The sequence below is a fragment of the Moorella sp. E306M genome, assembly GCF_006538385.1.
In the GTDB taxonomy this organism is placed as follows: domain Bacteria; phylum Bacillota; class DSM-521; order Neomoorellales; family Neomoorellaceae; genus Neomoorella.
Map to the genome: position 1 here is coordinate 1,210,127 of NZ_BJKO01000001.1, position 16,468 is coordinate 1,226,594.

Annotated in this window: 16 protein-coding genes, 5 tRNA genes and 1 other annotated feature; of the genes, 3 read left to right on the plus strand and 18 right to left on the minus strand. The window is 52.1% G+C overall.

Features of this window, described 5'->3' with window-relative positions:
• Positions 1–62: 62 nt before the first annotated feature.
• The 13 genes from FLZ89_RS06380 to FLZ89_RS06440 form a co-directional block, all read right to left on the minus strand.
• Positions 63–158 (minus strand) — tRNA-Ser (locus tag FLZ89_RS06380).
• The gene (tadA, locus tag FLZ89_RS06385) at positions 145–600 is read right to left on the minus strand and encodes a tRNA adenosine(34) deaminase TadA (protein WP_141263605.1); all 456 of its coding nucleotides are present in this window, start codon (positions 598–600) and stop codon (positions 145–147) included. The genes FLZ89_RS06380 and tadA overlap by 14 nt, the downstream gene beginning before the upstream one ends.
• Before the next feature lie 23 nt (positions 601–623).
• Positions 624–700, minus strand: a tRNA-Arg gene (locus FLZ89_RS06390).
• Between the two features lie 12 nt (positions 701–712).
• Positions 713–789 (minus strand) — tRNA-Arg (locus tag FLZ89_RS06395).
• A 158-nt stretch (positions 790–947) separates the two neighbouring features.
• Positions 948–1,043: transfer RNA gene (locus tag FLZ89_RS06400), tRNA-Ser, on the minus strand.
• Between the two features lie 21 nt (positions 1,044–1,064).
• Positions 1,065–1,155 (minus strand) — tRNA-Ser (locus FLZ89_RS06405).
• A gap of 158 nt (positions 1,156–1,313) precedes the next feature.
• Complete coding sequence (locus tag FLZ89_RS06410; protein ID WP_141304654.1) at positions 1,314–1,838, minus strand: DoxX family membrane protein; 525 nt, start codon at positions 1,836–1,838, stop codon at positions 1,314–1,316.
• Positions 1,839–1,954: 116 nt separating this feature from the next.
• The gene (locus FLZ89_RS06415) at positions 1,955–2,620 is read right to left on the minus strand and encodes a response regulator (RefSeq protein WP_141263603.1); all 666 of its coding nucleotides are present in this window, start codon (positions 2,618–2,620) and stop codon (positions 1,955–1,957) included.
• Positions 2,592–4,055 carry a sensor histidine kinase gene (locus FLZ89_RS06420; protein WP_141304655.1) on the minus strand — a complete coding sequence of 488 codons (1,464 nt, stop codon included), beginning with the start codon at positions 4,053–4,055 and terminating at the stop codon, positions 2,592–2,594. Before FLZ89_RS06420 ends, FLZ89_RS06415 begins: the two co-directional genes overlap by 29 nt.
• Positions 4,052–5,344, minus strand: a complete 1,293-nt coding sequence (serS, locus tag FLZ89_RS06425; RefSeq protein WP_141263601.1) for a serine--tRNA ligase — start codon at positions 5,342–5,344, stop codon at positions 4,052–4,054. The genes FLZ89_RS06420 and serS overlap by 4 nt, the downstream gene beginning before the upstream one ends.
• A 121-nt stretch (positions 5,345–5,465) precedes the next feature.
• Positions 5,466–7,043 (minus strand): phosphoglycerate dehydrogenase, encoded by a 1,578-nt coding sequence (gene serA, locus FLZ89_RS06430; protein WP_141263600.1) that lies wholly within the window; start codon positions 7,041–7,043, stop codon positions 5,466–5,468.
• A 64-nt stretch (positions 7,044–7,107) separates the two neighbouring features.
• Positions 7,108–8,289 (minus strand): pyridoxal-phosphate-dependent aminotransferase family protein, encoded by a 1,182-nt coding sequence (locus FLZ89_RS06435; protein ID WP_141263599.1) that lies wholly within the window; start codon positions 8,287–8,289, stop codon positions 7,108–7,110.
• Between the two features lie 167 nt (positions 8,290–8,456).
• Positions 8,457–8,691, minus strand: a binding site (T-box leader).
• Between the two features lie 99 nt (positions 8,692–8,790).
• Positions 8,791–9,405: a class I SAM-dependent methyltransferase gene (locus tag FLZ89_RS06440; protein ID WP_141263598.1), complete on the minus strand. Its 615-nt coding sequence runs from the start codon at positions 9,403–9,405 to the stop codon at positions 8,791–8,793.
• Positions 9,406–9,574: 169 nt separating this feature from the next.
• On the opposite strand from FLZ89_RS06440, the gene FLZ89_RS06445 reads away from it, so the two are divergent.
• The 3 genes from FLZ89_RS06445 (at position 9,575) to FLZ89_RS06455 (ending at position 11,481) form a co-directional block, all read left to right on the plus strand.
• Positions 9,575–9,820: a ribbon-helix-helix protein, CopG family gene (locus FLZ89_RS06445; RefSeq protein ID WP_141263597.1), complete on the plus strand. Its 246-nt coding sequence runs from the start codon at positions 9,575–9,577 to the stop codon at positions 9,818–9,820.
• A complete protein-coding gene (locus tag FLZ89_RS06450; RefSeq protein ID WP_141304656.1) occupies positions 9,817–10,221 on the plus strand; it encodes a type II toxin-antitoxin system VapC family toxin in 405 nt (134 codons plus the stop codon). The genes FLZ89_RS06445 and FLZ89_RS06450 overlap by 4 nt, the downstream gene beginning before the upstream one ends.
• Positions 10,222–10,308: 87 nt before the next feature.
• Complete coding sequence (locus FLZ89_RS06455) at positions 10,309–11,481, plus strand: pyridoxal phosphate-dependent aminotransferase (RefSeq protein WP_141263595.1); 1,173 nt, start codon at positions 10,309–10,311, stop codon at positions 11,479–11,481.
• Between the two features lie 38 nt (positions 11,482–11,519).
• Here FLZ89_RS06455 and ptsP read toward each other — a convergent pair whose 3' ends face one another.
• Genes ptsP through pfkB form a run of 5 tightly spaced genes read right to left on the minus strand, consistent with a single transcriptional unit; the run spans position 11,520 to position 16,333 of the window.
• The gene (ptsP, locus tag FLZ89_RS06460) at positions 11,520–13,223 is read right to left on the minus strand and encodes a phosphoenolpyruvate--protein phosphotransferase (protein WP_141304657.1); all 1,704 of its coding nucleotides are present in this window, start codon (positions 13,221–13,223) and stop codon (positions 11,520–11,522) included.
• Positions 13,213–13,494, minus strand: coding sequence for an HPr family phosphocarrier protein (locus FLZ89_RS06465; protein WP_141263593.1), 282 nt, complete (start codon positions 13,492–13,494; stop codon positions 13,213–13,215). Before FLZ89_RS06465 ends, ptsP begins: the two co-directional genes overlap by 11 nt.
• Before the next feature lie 4 nt (positions 13,495–13,498).
• Positions 13,499–13,963, minus strand: a complete 465-nt coding sequence (locus FLZ89_RS06470; RefSeq protein WP_141304658.1) for a PTS sugar transporter subunit IIA — start codon at positions 13,961–13,963, stop codon at positions 13,499–13,501.
• 19 nt (positions 13,964–13,982) lie between these two features.
• The gene (locus FLZ89_RS06475) at positions 13,983–15,362 is read right to left on the minus strand and encodes a PTS fructose transporter subunit IIC (RefSeq protein ID WP_141263591.1); all 1,380 of its coding nucleotides are present in this window, start codon (positions 15,360–15,362) and stop codon (positions 13,983–13,985) included.
• Between the two features lie 44 nt (positions 15,363–15,406).
• On the minus strand, positions 15,407–16,333 hold the full coding sequence (gene pfkB, locus FLZ89_RS06480; protein WP_141263590.1) for a 1-phosphofructokinase: 927 nt from the start codon (positions 16,331–16,333) through the stop codon (positions 15,407–15,409).
• Positions 16,334–16,468: the final 135 nt, after the last annotated feature.

The following is a 16,468-nucleotide window of genomic DNA, read 5'->3' on the forward strand; positions in this document are numbered from 1 at the left end:
CAAGGCGTTTAAGAAAAAGGGGAGGCCATTTATAACGGCAACACCCCTTAATTAACTTTTACTGGCGGAGAGAGTGGGATTCGAACCCACGAGGCGACCTCTTCAGCCGCCTACTCGATTTCGAGTCGAGCGCCTTCAACCAGCTCAGCCATCTCTCCGCACTTGCTGGAAAAAGCGTTTTAATAACTGCCGGCATTCCTCTTCACGGATGCCGGGGATAACCTCTACCTGGTGGTTAAAATGGGGATTTTCCACCAGATTGACTACAGAATCTACGGCCCCGGCGCGTAAATCCGGGGCACCATAAACCAGTCTCTTTACCCTGGCCTGTACCAGGGCACCAGCACACATGGGACAGGGTTCCACCGTTACGTACAGGGTAGTACCTGTCAAGCGCCAGTTGCCCCGCACCCGGGCCGCTTCCCGCAAGGCGATAATCTCGGCGTGGGCCGTGGGGTCGCCCCAGGTTTCCCGCCGGTTGCCGGCCCGGGCAAGAATTCGCTCCCCTTCTACTATTACGGCACCGATGGGGATTTCCCCCAGGGCAAAGGCCTTTTCTGCCTCGGCCAGGGCTTCCCCCATATAGAAACGGTGGTCCACGCATGACCCCCTCGCTGGTATTCTGGTGCGCCTGGAGGGACTCGAACCCCCGGCACGCGGTTTAGGAAACCGCTGCTCTATCCACCTGAGCTACAGACGCACGAATAAAAAATGGCGCGCCCGGAGGGACTCGAACCCCCAACCACCTGGTTCGTAGCCAGTTACTCTATCCCGTTGAGCTACGGGCGCACAAACTTTTTTACCGACAGAGTTAATTGTACCAGAGATGCAGGAGTAAGTCAAGGGTACACATACATATCTACGCCGGCTCCTGCCACAGGGCCGCGGACCTGGCGGGCCGCCCCAAAGGTAAAGTTAAACCGGCGCCTTCCGGCGCCGGCATCCTGTGGCGGAGAGAGTGGGATTCGAACCCACGGTACAGGTTTTATACCCGTACAATCGCTTAGCAGGCGATCGCCTTCGACCTACTCGGCCATCTCTCCACGCCTTCTTCCTTTTGTTACTGGCGGAGGGGGTGGGATTCGAACCCACGGTGCCCGTAAGAGCATCACTGGTTTTCAAGACCAGCTCCTTAAACCGCTCGGACACCCCTCCCCAGCTCGGCAAGTATAGTATAACATACCCTTGCCGTCGCTGTCAATTTAAAATGCAAATCGAACTTATGTTGGTAATAGTGCATGGAAGCTGAAGCCCCGGCATCCATATGGATGCCGGGGCTTTAGCTTCTTCTGTTCTTATTTATTTACTTACCGCTATTTACTTACCGCCAGTGACTCGCTTGTTGCTTTTTCCTTTCTACGCTGCAGGTAGGTTAATACCGGCCGGTCGACGCCGTAATAGTAGGACGCGCTTCCTGCCAGCAACAAGATGATGGCCACTGTGTAGAGCACCGGGTTGGTGCTCGCGGTACCAGCGAGCATAAAATTGAGGTTCATAAATGCACCGACACACAGGGCAAATACGGTTGCTGCTCCCAAAATCAGGGCAATACCCGTTAAAATCTCACCGGCTACTACCAGCTTGGCAAACCAGGTGTAGTGGCCTCCATCGTATAGGGAACGAATAAACGTTTCGTACCAGCCATACTTAATAGCCGGCGTGCTTCCCGGCAGGGCGCCGATAGCCTTGGCCCAGAAACCTTTCAATGCTTCACCGCTTTGTGTCCATTTGGGATTACTAAGTTTGTGCAGGCCAGCCTCCAGCCACTGCCAACCCAGCCATATACGCAAAAGGGTCCAAACAATGCTTAAACGCCGGTCGCGCAGTAAGGTGAGCATCTTTTCTCTCCCCTTTCGTGATAGTCTTCGCATATTTACTATAACTCTGGGAAGAGAAAGAACCCATAGGTTCGCGACCTTAATTTTCCCCTCGGTTCTAAGCCCTATAACCGCAACTAATCGTCTTCCAGTTTAAGAATGCCCTTTTTGATGGCATACTTAACCAGGTCTACCCGATCGTGGAGCCCCAGTTTTTGCATCAGGTTGGCCCGATGGGCCTGGACGGTTTTGACGCTGATAAACAGGCGCCTGGCAATCTCCGCATTAGTCATACCCTCGGCAGCCAGGCGCAGGACCTCCATCTCCCGGTCGGTCAATTCTGCCTTCCCGGCATCATCCTCCCTGGCTGCCGAAAATCCCTGCTGCAGGCCGTCGATAACCCGCCGGGCAATCTGGGGATCGAGGAAAGCTTCACCTTTGACCGCCAGACGAATGGCCTGGATAAGTTCCTCCACCCCGGCCCGCTTTAAAACATAACCCCTGGCCCCCGCTTCCAGGGCCCGGAAGATTAGCTCGCGATCGTCGTACATGCTTAAAATAACAATCTTGAGGTCCGGCCATTTTCGCAATAAAGCCCGGGTCGCCTCTACTCCGTTCTGGCCGTTGCCCAGCTGGAGGTCCATGACTACTACTTCCGGCCGGACCTTATCCACCAGGTTTAATAACTCAGCGGTACTACCGGTTTCCCCCACCACCTCAATATCCTTTTCCCTGGTCAGGAGGGCCCGCAACCCCTCCCGGACTACGGCATGATCATCTACCAGCACCAAGCGGATGGCCATGGACTCCACCCCCGCTATCGCCCTCGTAGGGCAGCCAGAAAGTCATGGTTGTTCCCCGCCCGGGCGAGCTTTCAATATCCAACCAGCCCCCGGCCAGGGCCGCCCGCTGCCGCAGGTTTTTGAGGCCCTGTCCACCGGTGGGGACCGTCGCATCAAAGCCGGTACCGTTGTCTTTAATCTTTACCCTGAAACCGCCGGCCCCCAGATCTATCCCGATCCAGACCTCGCTGGCCCGGGCATGACGGCGTATATTACTTAAAATCTCAATCATTATATGGTAAAGGTGATCCCGCTGGTCAGTATCAAGGTAAGACTGTCCGTTTCCATGGACATACCAGTTTACTTTTAAATCACTATTCCTGGCCAGGTCTGTCACCAATTTTTTCACCAGGGCCACCGGGTCAGCCGGCAGGTCCCGGCCCAGGTGCAGGCCGGTCAGATATCCCCGCAGATCAGATATTACCTTTTCCGCCTGTTGCGACAGGGTCGCGAGCCTATCCGCAGCTGCCGCCGGGTTGTCCGCCAGCAGGGTGCGGCTGTGTTCCAGACCAAGGGCCAGGCCGTAGATGGATTGGATAACTCCATCATGGAGGTCACGCCGTATTTTTTCCCTTTCTCGCCAGATCATCTCTCGCTCCCTGGCAACCTCCCGGTAGTGCTGTTCCTCGGCATCATAAACATCCAGAAGACGGAAGATAAAAAAGGCAACCAGGATACTGCTTAGGATGCGCAAAGCCGGTGCCGGCAGACCCAGGCGCAGCAATAGGTCTGTATTGAGGAAATTGGCGGGAAAAAAAGACGCCGGCGGCACGATCAACCCCCCGCCGAAGGCATAAAGAAATAAGGCCGTGGCAGCACCCGCCAGGAAAAATTTTAAGGAGTTGCGCCTTAAATGTTGCAGGTCATCCCCCTGGGCCAGAATCGCCAGGCCACTCATTACCGCACCCGGCGCCGCCAACAAATATCGTGCCGCTATTTCAATCAGGATCAACCAGGCATCAGTAGCCGCCCTTTCCCGGGGGAAAGTAAAGGCGGAAAATAGCAGCCACCCTCCGAAACCAGCAAGTGGGAAAAACCTCGTCCAGGCCGGCCACCCCCTGGTATCCCCCAGGAGGTTGATGCCAAAGACCAGCAGAAAGAGGTAGGATAAAGCCAGGAGCAGGGCATGCCCGCCGTTAAAGAGAACCCCCCTGAGAGTCTGCCAGCCTTCAGCAACTGCGGCAGCCGGAATAAAAATGTAGCCCCACTCCACTAGACCATGTAAAAGCCCAAAGACAGCCAGCCATGGTAAACGCCGTCCCAGGTGCAGGCTGCTCCCCCGCCGGGCCTGGAGGAGGATGCTAAAGCCCATGAGGAAGAAAGACAGGCCGTAGAAAAAAAAGAGTAAATTCCAGTACCAGTTTTCCCTGGTTAGGAAGTGGAGGGATGGGTTCATGCCCCTGATCCTTGCTCCGGCCGGATGGCTTCCAGGCCACCCATATAAGGTCTTAACGCTTTGGGGATAAGTACCGTGCCATCCTCCTGCTGGTAGTTTTCCAGGATGGCCGCCACCGTCCGCCCCACGGCCACCCCGGAGCCGTTCAAGGTATGGACAAAGCGGGGTTTTTCTTTGGGGCCGGGCCGGAAGCGGATGTCGGCCCGCCGGGCCTGGAAGTCCTCAAAGTTACTGCAGGAGGAAATCTCCCGGTAGGTGCTGGCGCTGGGGAACCATACCTCCAGGTCATAGGTCTTGGCCGCTGAAAAGCCCAGGTCGCCAGCACAGAGGACCACCACCCGGTAGGGAAGGCCCAGGAGCTGCAGGACCTCTTCCGCATCCCGCGTCAATTTCTCCAGCTCTTCATAAGAATCCTCCGGCCGGGTGAATTTAACCAGTTCTACCTTGTTAAACTGGTGCTGGCGGATGAGACCCCTGGTATCCCGCCCGGCTGCCCCGGCCTCGGCCCGGAAACAGGCGCTGTAGGCCACATGGTAGATGGGTAATAAATCGCCCTTTAGGATTTCCCCCTGATACAGATTGGTAACCGGCACCTCGGCCGTCGGTATCAGGTAGTAATCCGTTCCCTCGACGTGAAACATATCCTGGGCGAATTTGGGCAACTGGCCGGTACCGATCATGCTGGCGCTGTTGACGAGATAGGGCGGGAAAATTTCCGTATAACCATGCTTGATGGTATGGAGATCCAGCATAAAATTAATCAGGGCCCTCTCCAGACGCGCTCCGGCGCCGCGGTAAAAGACAAAACGCGCCCCGGCCACCTTGCTGCCGCGCTCAAAATCGAGGATGCCCAGCCGTTCCCCTATTTCCCAGTGGGGCCGCGGCTCAAAATCAAAGCGAGGCAGCTCGCCCCAGTGGCGTACCGGCTTGTTATCGGCGTCGCTCAAGCCGTCGGGTACGGAATCATGGGGTATATTGGGAATCCTTAATAACTCCTGCTGGAGCTCGTCTTCCACAGCGCGCAGGGCCGCATCCAGTTCTTTGATACGGTCGCCGACCTCGCGCATAGCGGTAATTAACTCCGTAGCATCCTGGCCGTTTTTCTTCAGGCGGGCTACTTCGGCCGATACCTGGTTGCGTTTATTCTTCAGTCCCTCGACCTCTACCAGGAGGTTCCGACGCCGGGCATCAAGGGCTAAAAAGTGCTCTAGCCCGGCCTTCAAGCCCCGGCGGGCCAGGGCTTCAGCCACCCTTTCCGGTTCCTGGCGTATTAGTTTAATATCCAGCAAAATACCGCTCCCCTTTCATCCAGTTAGTGTGGATAATCCTGCCACTATTATGCCACGATTAAAGGCTCGGGGCAAACCTGCCGTAAAAAACTTAAGGGGCGTTACCGCCCCCATAAGGAACTTAAAGGTAAATATAGCGCACATCAAGGACGCCGTCCACCTGGCGAATGGCCTGCAGTGCTTCCCGCGGCACTTCGGAATCAACGCTAATAAGCATGACGGCTTCGCCACCTATTTCCTGCCGCCCCACCTGCATGGCGGCGATATTCACTTTATGGTCCCCTATGGCCAGGCCTACCGGGCCGATTATACGCGGCCGGTCCAGGTGGGGCACCACCAGCATGTGCCCTGCCGGGCTGGCGTCGACGCTATAACCGTCCAGGTTTACCAGGCGGGGTTCCCCGGCCTGGTTGACGGTCCCGGCCAGGCGGTGGCTCTCCCGCCGCCCTTCGACCTTAACGCTGATGAGGTTTGCAAAGTACTCCATCTCCCGGCTCTTCTTTTCCCGGATGCGTATGCCTCGCTTTTTGGCCACCAGAGGCGCGTTAACGTAGTTGACGGCATCGGCCAGGAGGGGGCGCAGTAGCCCTTTCAAGAAGGAGCTGGTCAGGGGCGCCAGGTCATACTGGGCCAGCTCGCCATTGCAGCTGATTTCCGCCGCAATTATGGGGCTCTCCATGAGCTGGGCCAGGAAGCTGCCCAGTTTTTCGGCTAATTGCAGGTAAGGCCTCAAGACCTCGGCTACATGGCCCCGCACCACCGGGATATTGACGGCGTTCAAAACCGGTTCTCCCTTAAGGCAGCGCACTACATCGTGAGCAACCTCAACTGCTACGGCTACCTGCGCTTCCTCCGTCGAGGCTCCCAGGTGGGGGGTAACAATGACGTTGTCCAGTTCCAGCAGGGGGCTGGCCTTTAACGGCTCTTCCTCAAAGACATCCAGGGCCGCCCCGGCCAGCTGCCCGCTTTTTAAGGCTTCATAAAGGGCTGCCTCGTCAATAATGCCTCCCCGGGCTACATTCAACACCCGCGCTCCGGGTTTCAAGAGTTTCATTTCCTCCCGGCCCAGAAGGTGCCGGGTCTCCTTGGTCAGGGGCAGGTGGACGGTTACAAAGTCGGCGGCTTGCAGTACTGTTTCCAGGGGGGCCAGTTCGACCTCAAGGCGCGTGGCCTGTTCCGGATCAACGTAGGGATCATAAGCCATAACCTTCATTTCCATACCCCGGGCGCGGCGGGCCACCTCGCGGCCGATTTTGCCCAGGCCGATGACCCCTAAGGTTTTACCCCGCAGCTCAACGCCTACATATTTTTTCTTCTCCCAAATACCCTGCTTTAAGGTGGCATTAGCCTGGGGTATGTTGCGGGCCAGGGCCAGCATCATGGCCATAGTATGCTCGGCAGCCGCAACGGTGTTGCCCTCAGGGGCATTAACAACCACGATACCCCTTTCAGTTGCGGCGGTGACGTCGATATTATCGGTGCCCACCCCGGCCCGGCCGATAATTTTTAACTTTTTGGCAGCGTTGATGGCCGCCGCCGTTACCTTAGTTGCGCTGCGGACGATTAAGGCTTCACTGTCACGGATAGCGTCTTTGAGTTCTTCTTCATTCATTTTACCGGCGGCCGTAACTTCCAGGCCCGCCTCCCGGAGGATAGCCAGGCCGCGTTTATCTATACCGTCCAGGGCTAAAACGTGCATTTTGGTTATCCCCTCCCTCGGAAATGGGACTCTGCCAAAAATGGTTACAAGCGGCTCCTCTACTCTAGCTGGCCAGGGTTTCCACGCCAGCAGGCATTCCTTCGCTTAATATGGCCCCGGCTGCTGCCACTGCCGCGCCCCGGGTCACCGGTACACCGGCATCAATGAGGACATTTTCCAGGGCAGCCAGGCCGGCCAGGATATCGCTGAAACTTACATAGCCCAGATGACCGATGCGGAATACCCTGTCCTTGACGTCACCCTGCCCTCCGGCCACCACCACGCCAAATTTTTCCCGCAATGGAGTGATGATATCTGCCGGTTTCATACCCTCCGGTACACAGATGGCCGTCACTGCCGGCGAGGCTACTGTATCGTCAGCCAGGAGCTTCAGTCCAAGGGCACGGACCCCGGCCCTTACCATATCCCGCATCAGGGCGTGGCGGGCAAAGCTGCCGGCCAGGGTTTCCGTCTTCAGGAGACGCAAGGATTCCTGTAGACCGTAGAGCTGGGGGACAGCCGGTGTAAAGGGCGTCTGCCCCTTTAGCCCCGAATTTCTCGCCTTTTTGATATCCAGGTAAAAACGATGGTTGGTGCATTTTTCCGCCGCCTGCCAGGCGCGATCGCTAACAGCCAGCATGGTTAATCCCGGGGGTAACATGAAGGCTTTCTGGGAACCAGCGATGACCACATCAATATGCCAGGCGTCCATAGGTAAATCGGCTGCCACCAGGCCGCTGATGCTGTCCACAATGAGCAGGGCCGGGTGACTTCCCCGGGCACGGCTGATGGCTTGAATGTCATTTAAAACCCCGGTCGAAGTCTCATTATGCTGGACTAGAATGGCCTTGATCTTATGTTCCGTATCCGCTTCCAGGCGTCTGGCTATGGCCCGGGGGTCAGCTGCCTGACCGTACGGGAAGGCCATAACCTCCGTTTCAACACCGAAGGCACGGCAAATCTGAATAAAACGCTCGCCAAAGGCGCCAATGGTTACGGCCAGCACCTTTTCCCCGGGGGAAATGAGGTTGGCTACGGCCGCTTCCATGCCGCCGGTACCCGAAGCAGTTAAAATGACTACCTCGGAACGGGTCTGGAAGACATCCTTTAACCCTTCCGTTACTTCTTCCCACAGGGCTTTGAACTCCGGGCCGCGGTGGTTTATAGCCGGCCGCGCCATGGCCAGGGCCACCTGCGGAGGCACCGGCGTCGGCCCGGGGAGAAGTAAGATTTGCTTGTCAGTCATGGAGAACACCCTTTCCTGTTATTTTGTCGGTAAAAGCAGTTATCATAAAGCCTTACTATATTAAGCTAAAGGGTTAAGAACGCCAGCAAAAGGCTTTGAAAATTGCTATAACCCCCAGGTCACCTGCCTTTTTTAACCAGTTCAAAATAAAAACTCTCGTCCCTTCTGCAAGGGACGAGAGTTTCACCCGCGGTGCCACCCTAATTGACCAGGTTAGAAACGCCATAACCTGGCCCCCTCTGCATGCGTAACGGACATGACCGCCCCGACTTCTTCCTTATCCAGGATTTCTCGCCGGGTACTCAGGGGTGCCTCTCGACAGCCTCCGGGCTGGTTCCCACCGGCCACCAGCTCTCTCGCCTACCGGAGTGGGCCGCCGACACTCCCCATCATCGCTTTGGCATTAACTAATTTGTAAGATATATTAGCATACCATGGCCAGGAACGCAAGGGTGAAAGAAATATTTTAACAAAGTCTTAAAGAAAACTGCCGGCACAACTTTAAATTTCCCGGGGATGCCCGACAATTAATTTAACGATCTTTCCCGCCAGATCCTCCTCCCGGTCAATCTCGATACCGGCCATCCTCACATTGGCCACAGTACGGCGGTTAATGTTGGACCCGATTAGATACAGGACCAGCGGGTTCAGGGCATCCATCACGGGGCCGAGGAACCAGTGCTCACTGCGCACATGCTCCAGGAGGACAATCCTGCCATCGGGGCGGCAGACCCGGCGTACTTCCTTCAGCCCCTGCACCGGATCGGGTACTGTGCAAAAAACGCAGGTAGCTACCACCGTGTCAAAAGTGGCGTCTCCAAATTCAAGGTGCTGGACATCCATTTCCTTTAAATCCACCGGTGCCCCGGCCAGGTGGAGCTTTTGTCTGGCCCGGGCCAGCATCCCGGGGCTGAAATCAATGGCCGTCATCCGGCATCCGGGTGGGTAAAATGGGAAATTGGCTCCTGTGCCTACCCCGACTTCCAGCACCCGGCCCCGGGCTTCCTGCCACACCCGCCGGCGCCATTCATCGGGGATCATCCGGTCCATCCAATCATAAAAGAGCGCCGTGCGGTTATAGCGTTTTTTGATTATTTCCGTTAGTTCTCTGGCCACTTTTCATCACCAAAATTATTATATCATCATGAATTCGCCAGTATCTAGAGAGAGCTAAATAGATAGACGCGTATATGGTAACACCTGCTCTACCCCTTGTCAAAGTGGTGACATCATGATAGCATTATTATGCTTACTTTTAATCATTATTGAAGGGATGATATAACAAATGATCCGTACGCAAATCCAGCTCACGGAAGAACAATATCATGCCCTGAAAAAAATGGCTGCTGTTAAAAAAATATCCATGGCGGAATTAATCCGGCTCGGCGTGGACCAGGTCTTGGCCGGTAGCAATCCTGGCCAAAACGAACGAATTCAGAGGGCTATAAAGGCAGCAGGGCGTTTCCGCTCCGGTGTTAAGGACCTCTCTCGCAATCATGATGCCTACTTAACGGAGGCTTTTGCGGAATGAATGTTTATCTTGATACTTCAGCTTTTTTAGCCATCCTCGATGCTGACGACGAGAATCATGCCGCTGCCAAAAAAATATGGGAAAATCTTTTAAACAGCGGTGTTCCGATGATTTGCAGCAGTTACGTTCTCGTAGAAACATATGCCCTGGTACAGCGGCGACTGGGGATGGAAGCTTTGCGGGTATTTCATGAAGATATACTTCCCCTGCTGCAAGTAGAATGGATTGACGCCGATTTGCACCAGTGGGGTGCCAATGCCGTTTTGACCGCCAACAGGAGAAATTTGAGCCTGGTAGATGCCGTTAGCTTTGCTGTGATGCGTAAACTGGGTATTAAAAAGGCATTTGCTTTTGACAGGCATTTTTTTGAGCAGGGATTTGAAAATATTAGCGAAAGATAAGTTAGCGGGCAGGATTTCTGCTTTCCCGTGGCGAAAAAACGTTAGACAACGCATTATTATTATTATTATAAAGAAGCAGGGAAGTATATGCCTGACAGGAGAAAAGATATTGCCGCCAGGGCCCGGGAAATACCGCCCTTTATCGTCATGGACATCCTGGAAAAGGCCAAAGAAATGGAAACCCGGGGGGAGAACATCATCCACCTGGAAATCGGCGAACCTGATTTTGACACCCCGGAACCCATCAAAGAAGCCGCCCGGCGTGCTCTCCGGGATGGTGACACCCACTACACCCACAGCCTGGGCAAGCCGGAACTCCGGGAAGAAATCGCCCACTACTACCAGCGGAAATACGGGGTCAATATTTCGCCTGACCAGATCGTCGTCACTTCCGGCACCTCGCCGGCCATGCTCCTGACCTTTAGCGTCCTCCTGGAGCAGGGGGATGAGGTCATCCTCCCCGATCCCTACTACGCCTGCTACCCCAATTTTATCCGTTACGTCGGCGGGCAGCCTGTCTTTATACCGGTAAAAGAAGAAGACGGCTTCAAGTACCGCCTTCCAGCTATCCAGGAGAGCCTCGGCCCCCGGACCAAGGCTATTATGGTCAATTCTCCCGCCAATCCCACCGGCGCCGTCTTTACAGCGGCCGAATTAGCAGCCCTGGCCGGCCTGGGACCCTGCATCATTGCCGACGAAATCTACCACGGCCTGGTTTACGAAGGCCGGGAGCATACCATCCTGGAGTTTACCGACCGGGCCTTTGTCATCAACGGGTTTTCCAAGCTCTACGCCATGACCGGCTGGCGCCTGGGTTACGTTATCGCGCCGCCGGAGTTTGTCCGGCCTTTACAAAAGCTGCAGCAGAACCTCTTTATCTGCGCTGGTTCCTTCGTCCAGGCCGCCGGCATCGCCGCCCTGCGGGAATGCGACGAACACGTGGCGCAAATGGTCGCCACTTACGACGAGCGCCGCCGTTATCTGTTGAGCCGCCTTAAAGCCATGGGCCTGGCCACCCGGGTCGAGCCTACCGGCGCCTTCTACGCCCTGGCCAACGTCAAGAAATATACCAGCGATTCCTATTCCTTCGCCTTTGAGATTTTAGAGAAAGCCCGGGTAGCCGTCACCCCGGGCATCGACTTCGGCCGCAACTGCGAAGGATATTTACGTATTTCCTACGCCAATTCCCTGGAAAACATCAAAGAAGGCCTGGACCGGTTGGAAGAGTTTCTGGCCGGGAGAAAGGCAGAAAAAGGCTAACCACAACGTAAAGACCCGCCCACAGGCGGGTCTTAAATTCACTTAACAAGCTCCTCTCTTACTTCTTTAGCGTCTGGTAGTTCCAGCAGTCGCTGCACCAATTCCCGTCCCTTCTCATAAGAAAGGCCCATGATTTTTTCCTTCATCTCGGGAATAAATACAGGACTCATACTTATCTCATCCAGCCCCAGACCTACCAGGAGAGGTGCGGCCAGGCTATCTCCGCCCAGCTCCCCACAAAGACCTACCCATTTGCCCTGACGATGAGCTGCCTCTATCACTTGATAAATAAGTTTTAAAACCGCTGGATGGTATGGTTCGTAAAGAGTTGCTACTTTTTCATTGTCACGGTCTACGGCCAATGTGTATTGGGTCAGATCGTTGGTACCAATGCTGAAAAAGTCCACTTCTCTGGCTAAAATATCGGCCATGAGGGCAGCTGCCGGCACCTCAATCATAATACCGATGGGAATATTTTTACTTGCTTCTATACCCGCAGCCCGTAGCTCATCTCGCGCTTCCTCCAGGAGAGTTTTAGCCTGGCGGATTTCCTCCAGGGTCGTTACCATGGGAAACATGAGCTTGAGGTTTCCGTAAGAAGAAGCACGCAGCAAAGCTTTCAGTTGCGTCTTAAAAAGCTCTTTATATTTTAAACACAGCCTTATTCCCCTTAATCCTAAGAATGGGTTATCTTCCTTATCCTGGTTAAGATAGGGAAGAAGTTTATCGCCCCCAATGTCCAGGGTGCGCACAATTACGGGTTTATCTTTTAAAGCAAGCAAAACGTCCCGGTAAATCAAAAATTGTTCTTCTTCTCCCGGAGGCTCCTGGCGGTTCATATAAAGAAATTCTGTGCGGAAGAGCCCTACGCCTTCAGCGCCATATTCCAGCGCTAACTCCGCCTCTTCAAAGTTGCGGAGATTGGCTGCTATCTCTATTTCATGCCCATCCACGGTTACGGCTTTAGCTAAAACCTTCCTTATACGCCTTTTTTCTTCCTTAGTGGTTTCTTCTCTTGTTTCCACATTCTTGATTAGTTCTACATCGGGGTTTAAATGTATTACCCCTTCATCTCCGTCTATTAAAACGAGATCACCATCTTTAACCAGGTCTAATAAATTGGTTACCCCGGAGACCGCAGGTACTCCTAAAGCCCTGGCTACTACTGCCGTATGGCTAGTAGGCCCTCCTTTTTCCGTAATAATCCCGGCTACTGTCCGGCGAGAAAAACTTGCTGTTTGGGAAGGTGTTAATTCTTTAGCTACAATAATGGTGTTGGCTGCCACTTCGCTTACTTCCTCTGAGCGATTTCCTAGACATTCTATTAGACGCCGGCCTATATCGCGAATGTCCACAGCCCTTTCGCGGAAGTATTCGTCCTCCAGGGAAGCAAACTCCTGAGCTATCTCTTCGGTAGCTTCACTAACCGCCCAGACAGCATTTTTCCTTTCCAATTTGATTTTTGTTCTTATTTTTTCCCCCAATGCCGGGTCGGAAAGAAGCAAAAGATGGGCTTCAAAAATTTTAGCTTCCTGGAGGCCGATCTCGCGTTTAGTTTTATCAATAAGGCTTGTCAGTTGTTCCTTAGCCTGGTTGAAAGCCTCTTCTAACCTGGCAAGCTCTTTTTCCTTCTCTTCTTCACTGTTTAAATAGCTCCTGGAGTAATTGCTGGCAAGCTCCATTAGCCGGCGTACCCGACCTACCACCTTACCTGGGGAAATACCTATTCCTTTAAGAAGCATCTTCAATACCTTCCCGGAAATTGCTTTTAACTAATCGTTCTAAGGCCTCTATAGCTTCCTTCTCATCTTCCCCTTCCGCCCATAACGTAATAGAAGTTCCTTTAGTGATTCCCAGGCTCATTACTGCCAGAATACTTTTGGCATCGGCTTGCTTCTGTCCCTTTGTTATCCCTATTTTACTTTTAAAAGCCTGGGCAGTTTGGACAAAAAGAGTAGCCGGCCGGGCATGAAGGCCTGTTTCGTTGGTGATGATTAGCTCTTTTTTAATCATTTCTCTAATCTCCTTCTACAACCGTATTCAATATTTCTAATATCTCTTGGATAGTTTTAGACTCTCGCAGGCGCTGGCGAAATTCTTCATAGATCAATTTGCGGGAAAGCAAAGATAATACCTTTAAATGCTCATTCTCTTTTTGCTCTGCTGGCGTTGCAATTAGAAAAACCATATCCACCGGTTGTCCATCCAGGCTTTCCCATTCAATTCCATGTTTGGAACGACCAAAGACTACTGCTGATTTTTTAACTGCTTTAGATTTGGCATGGGGTATGGCAATACCATACCCTATGCCCGTAGTGGTAATGCTCTCCCTTTTTAAGACGTCTTGAAGAAATTCTTCTTCATTAGTAATTAACCCGCATTTCTCTAAAAGACCAGCCAGTTCTCGTATGGCTGCTTGTTTATCTCTAGCTTTTAAATCAAGTGTAATTAAATCTTCCCTGATCAAATTTCTTATATCCATTTTTAGAGGTCCTCCAATTTTATTTGTTGGGTTTCAAAAGTAACACCATTAAAGCCGTCACGAGAGTACCGATAGCAATAGATAGGATATATAATCCTAAATGACCCACTGCATTAGGGATAGCAAGGACGAATATGCCTCCATGTGGCGCCCTCAGGGTTGCATTAAAAGCCATAGAGAGGGCACCAGCTACGGCTGAACCTACCATAATAGATGGAATTACCCTAAAGGGATCAGCTGCAGCAAAAGGAATAGCTCCTTCGGTAATAAAAGAAATCCCTAAAACTGCTGCCGCCTTACCAGCTTCTCTTTCTTCGCTAGTAAACTTTTTAGGGAACAGTAAAGTAGCTAGCGCCAAACCTAATGGAGGCGTCATGCCCGCAGCCATAACCGCAGCTTGGGGCTCATAAATATTGCTACCCAGTAAGCCTACTGCAAAGGTATAAGCCGCTTTATTTACCGGTCCTCCCATATCGAAGGCCATCATGGCACCTAAAATAAAGCCTAAAATCACAGCATTGCCTTTGCTCATAGTAGTCAACCAGTTTTTAAGACCGTCCATTACAATTTTTGTTGGTGTGCCTATAACATATATTAACAACAAACCTACCACTAAAGTAGATATTAATGGAATTATCAATACGGGTTTTAATCCTTCCAGGCCTGCAGGAAGCTGGATATAGTCTCGTAAGAATTTGGCTACATAACCTGCCAAGAACCCAGCAATAATTCCTCCCAAAAACCCTGCCCCCATTTGAGCAGCAAGCATTCCTCCTATAATTCCTGGAGCCAGGCCCGGCCGATCAGCGATGGAAAACGCTATAAAGCCTGCTAGTATTGGAACCATTAAGGCGAAAGCTGTGCCGCCACCAATGCGCATAAGGTTGGCGGCTAAAGTGCCTTCTTGCTTAAAGGCCTCGATACCAAATACAAAGGAAAGAGCAATGATTAGCCCTCCTGCTACTACAAAGGGTATCATATAAGATACGCCTGTCATTAAGTGCTTATACAGACCAGTAGCCTGGGAGCTCCGCTCACTTTTGCGCTGCTGGACTTCACGAATAAAATCAGTGCTTTGCCTTGAGGGCTCTCTACCCTCCAAGGTTAAAGCTTTTTCTATTAAACCTTTAGCATTTTTAATAGCTTCTCCCACTGAAGCCCTAACTACAGGTTTACCTTGAAATTTTTCCTCGTCTACTTTAGCGTCTGCAGCTATAATGACTGCCACAGCCTCTTTGATGTCTGCTGGTGTCAATTCATTTTCTATCCCGATTGATCCACGGGTTTCTACTTTTATAGCCAACCCTTGTTCTTTGGCTGCCTTCTGCAAAGCTTCAGCCGCCATATAGGTATGGGCTATGCCTGTTGGGCAAGAAGTAACAGCAACTAATTTTTTCATTAATTACCCTTCCTTTCCTCCTTGTTTTTAGGATACCATTTTTTCTAGATTTCTTGTATTTTTACCTCGGGTAGCATATTTTTAGCTAGCTCTATATCTCCCACCTCGCTTCCATGGGCAGCAGCTGCGGCCGCGCTTACGGCAGTGGCCAGCCGCAAAGTATCAGTTAAAGATAAGCCTCTTTCTAAGCCATAAGCAAAAACTGCTACCATCGCGTCACCTGCGCCTACTGTACTGTTTGCCTCTACCACCGGTGGATAGGCCCGCATTTTTTGCTGTCTTGATGCCAAAAGAGCACCCCTAGCACCAAGAGAAATGACCACTATCTCCGGACCTGAAGCTAACAGTCGTTCAGCAATATTTACTAGCTTATCTTCACTCACCTTCACCTGGAGAACTTCTTCTACTTCGTACTTGTTAGGCTTAATTAACGTAGGACATGCAGCAAGCCCCTGCCATAAAGCTATCCCTCCTGTGTCTAAAATTGTCTGTGTTCCCTTCTCTTTTGCCAGGAGGATTAATTCTTTATAAGCATAGTCCGGCAAACCGGGGGGCAGGCTTCCGGAAAAAACTATCACTTGACATTGGGAGGCCAATTCCTTAACCTTATCCATCAACTGTTTTAAATAACACTCGTCTACCTCAGCCCCCGGCTCATTAATTTCGGTTATGGTCTTTTTAATTGGATCAATGATTTTTAGATTTTGCCTTGTTTCGCCGGGGATGACGATAAAATCATTCATTATTCCTTGTTCTGTTAAGAAAGAAGAAATATAGCGTCCATTGTTGCCTGCCAGAAAACCGGAAGTAATTACCTGGCACCCCAGCTGTTTTAAAACTTTTGCTACATTGATACCTTTACCTCCTGGATCAATCCTGTCTACGTGGGCTCTATTCGTCTTCCCAATGGTAAAATTTTGAATAAATATCGACTTATCAATGGCTGGATTTAAAGTAATTGTCGCTATCATTTGCTTTCCCTTATTTCCCTCCAAGATAATTTAGTTTATGTTAAAACTTGGCAATATTGATTCCTTTGTAATTTATTTACTGCTATTTTTTACTTCCTACCCTGCCACGATTAGTCTGGGCGGTATCAAAGTGAT

Bases quoted from the DNA above. Each gene is read 5' to 3' on its own strand.
- FLZ89_RS06410 (WP_141304654.1), bottom strand. From the start codon at position 1,838: ATGCTCACCTTACTGCGCGACCGGCGTTTAAGCATTGTTTGGACCCTT.
- FLZ89_RS06415 (WP_141263603.1), bottom strand. From the start codon at position 2,620: ATGGCCATCCGCTTGGTGCTGGTAGATGATCATGCCGTAGTCCGGGAG.
- FLZ89_RS06420 (WP_141304655.1), bottom strand. From the start codon at position 4,055: ATGAACCCATCCCTCCACTTCCTAACCAGGGAAAACTGGTACTGGAAT.
- serA (WP_141263600.1), bottom strand. From the start codon at position 7,043: ATGCACGTTTTAGCCCTGGACGGTATAGATAAACGCGGCCTGGCTATC.
- FLZ89_RS06435 (WP_141263599.1), bottom strand. From the start codon at position 8,289: ATGACTGACAAGCAAATCTTACTTCTCCCCGGGCCGACGCCGGTGCCT.
- FLZ89_RS06445 (WP_141263597.1), top strand. From the start codon at position 9,575: ATGATCCGTACGCAAATCCAGCTCACGGAAGAACAATATCATGCCCTG.
- FLZ89_RS06450 (WP_141304656.1), top strand. From the start codon at position 9,817: ATGAATGTTTATCTTGATACTTCAGCTTTTTTAGCCATCCTCGATGCT.
- FLZ89_RS06455 (WP_141263595.1), top strand. From the start codon at position 10,309: ATGCCTGACAGGAGAAAAGATATTGCCGCCAGGGCCCGGGAAATACCG.
- ptsP (WP_141304657.1), bottom strand. From the start codon at position 13,223: ATGCTTCTTAAAGGAATAGGTATTTCCCCAGGTAAGGTGGTAGGTCGG.
- FLZ89_RS06465 (WP_141263593.1), bottom strand. From the start codon at position 13,494: ATGATTAAAAAAGAGCTAATCATCACCAACGAAACAGGCCTTCATGCC.
- FLZ89_RS06470 (WP_141304658.1), bottom strand. From the start codon at position 13,963: ATGGATATAAGAAATTTGATCAGGGAAGATTTAATTACACTTGATTTA.
- FLZ89_RS06475 (WP_141263591.1), bottom strand. From the start codon at position 15,362: ATGAAAAAATTAGTTGCTGTTACTTCTTGCCCAACAGGCATAGCCCAT.
- pfkB (WP_141263590.1), bottom strand. From the start codon at position 16,333: ATGATAGCGACAATTACTTTAAATCCAGCCATTGATAAGTCGATATTT.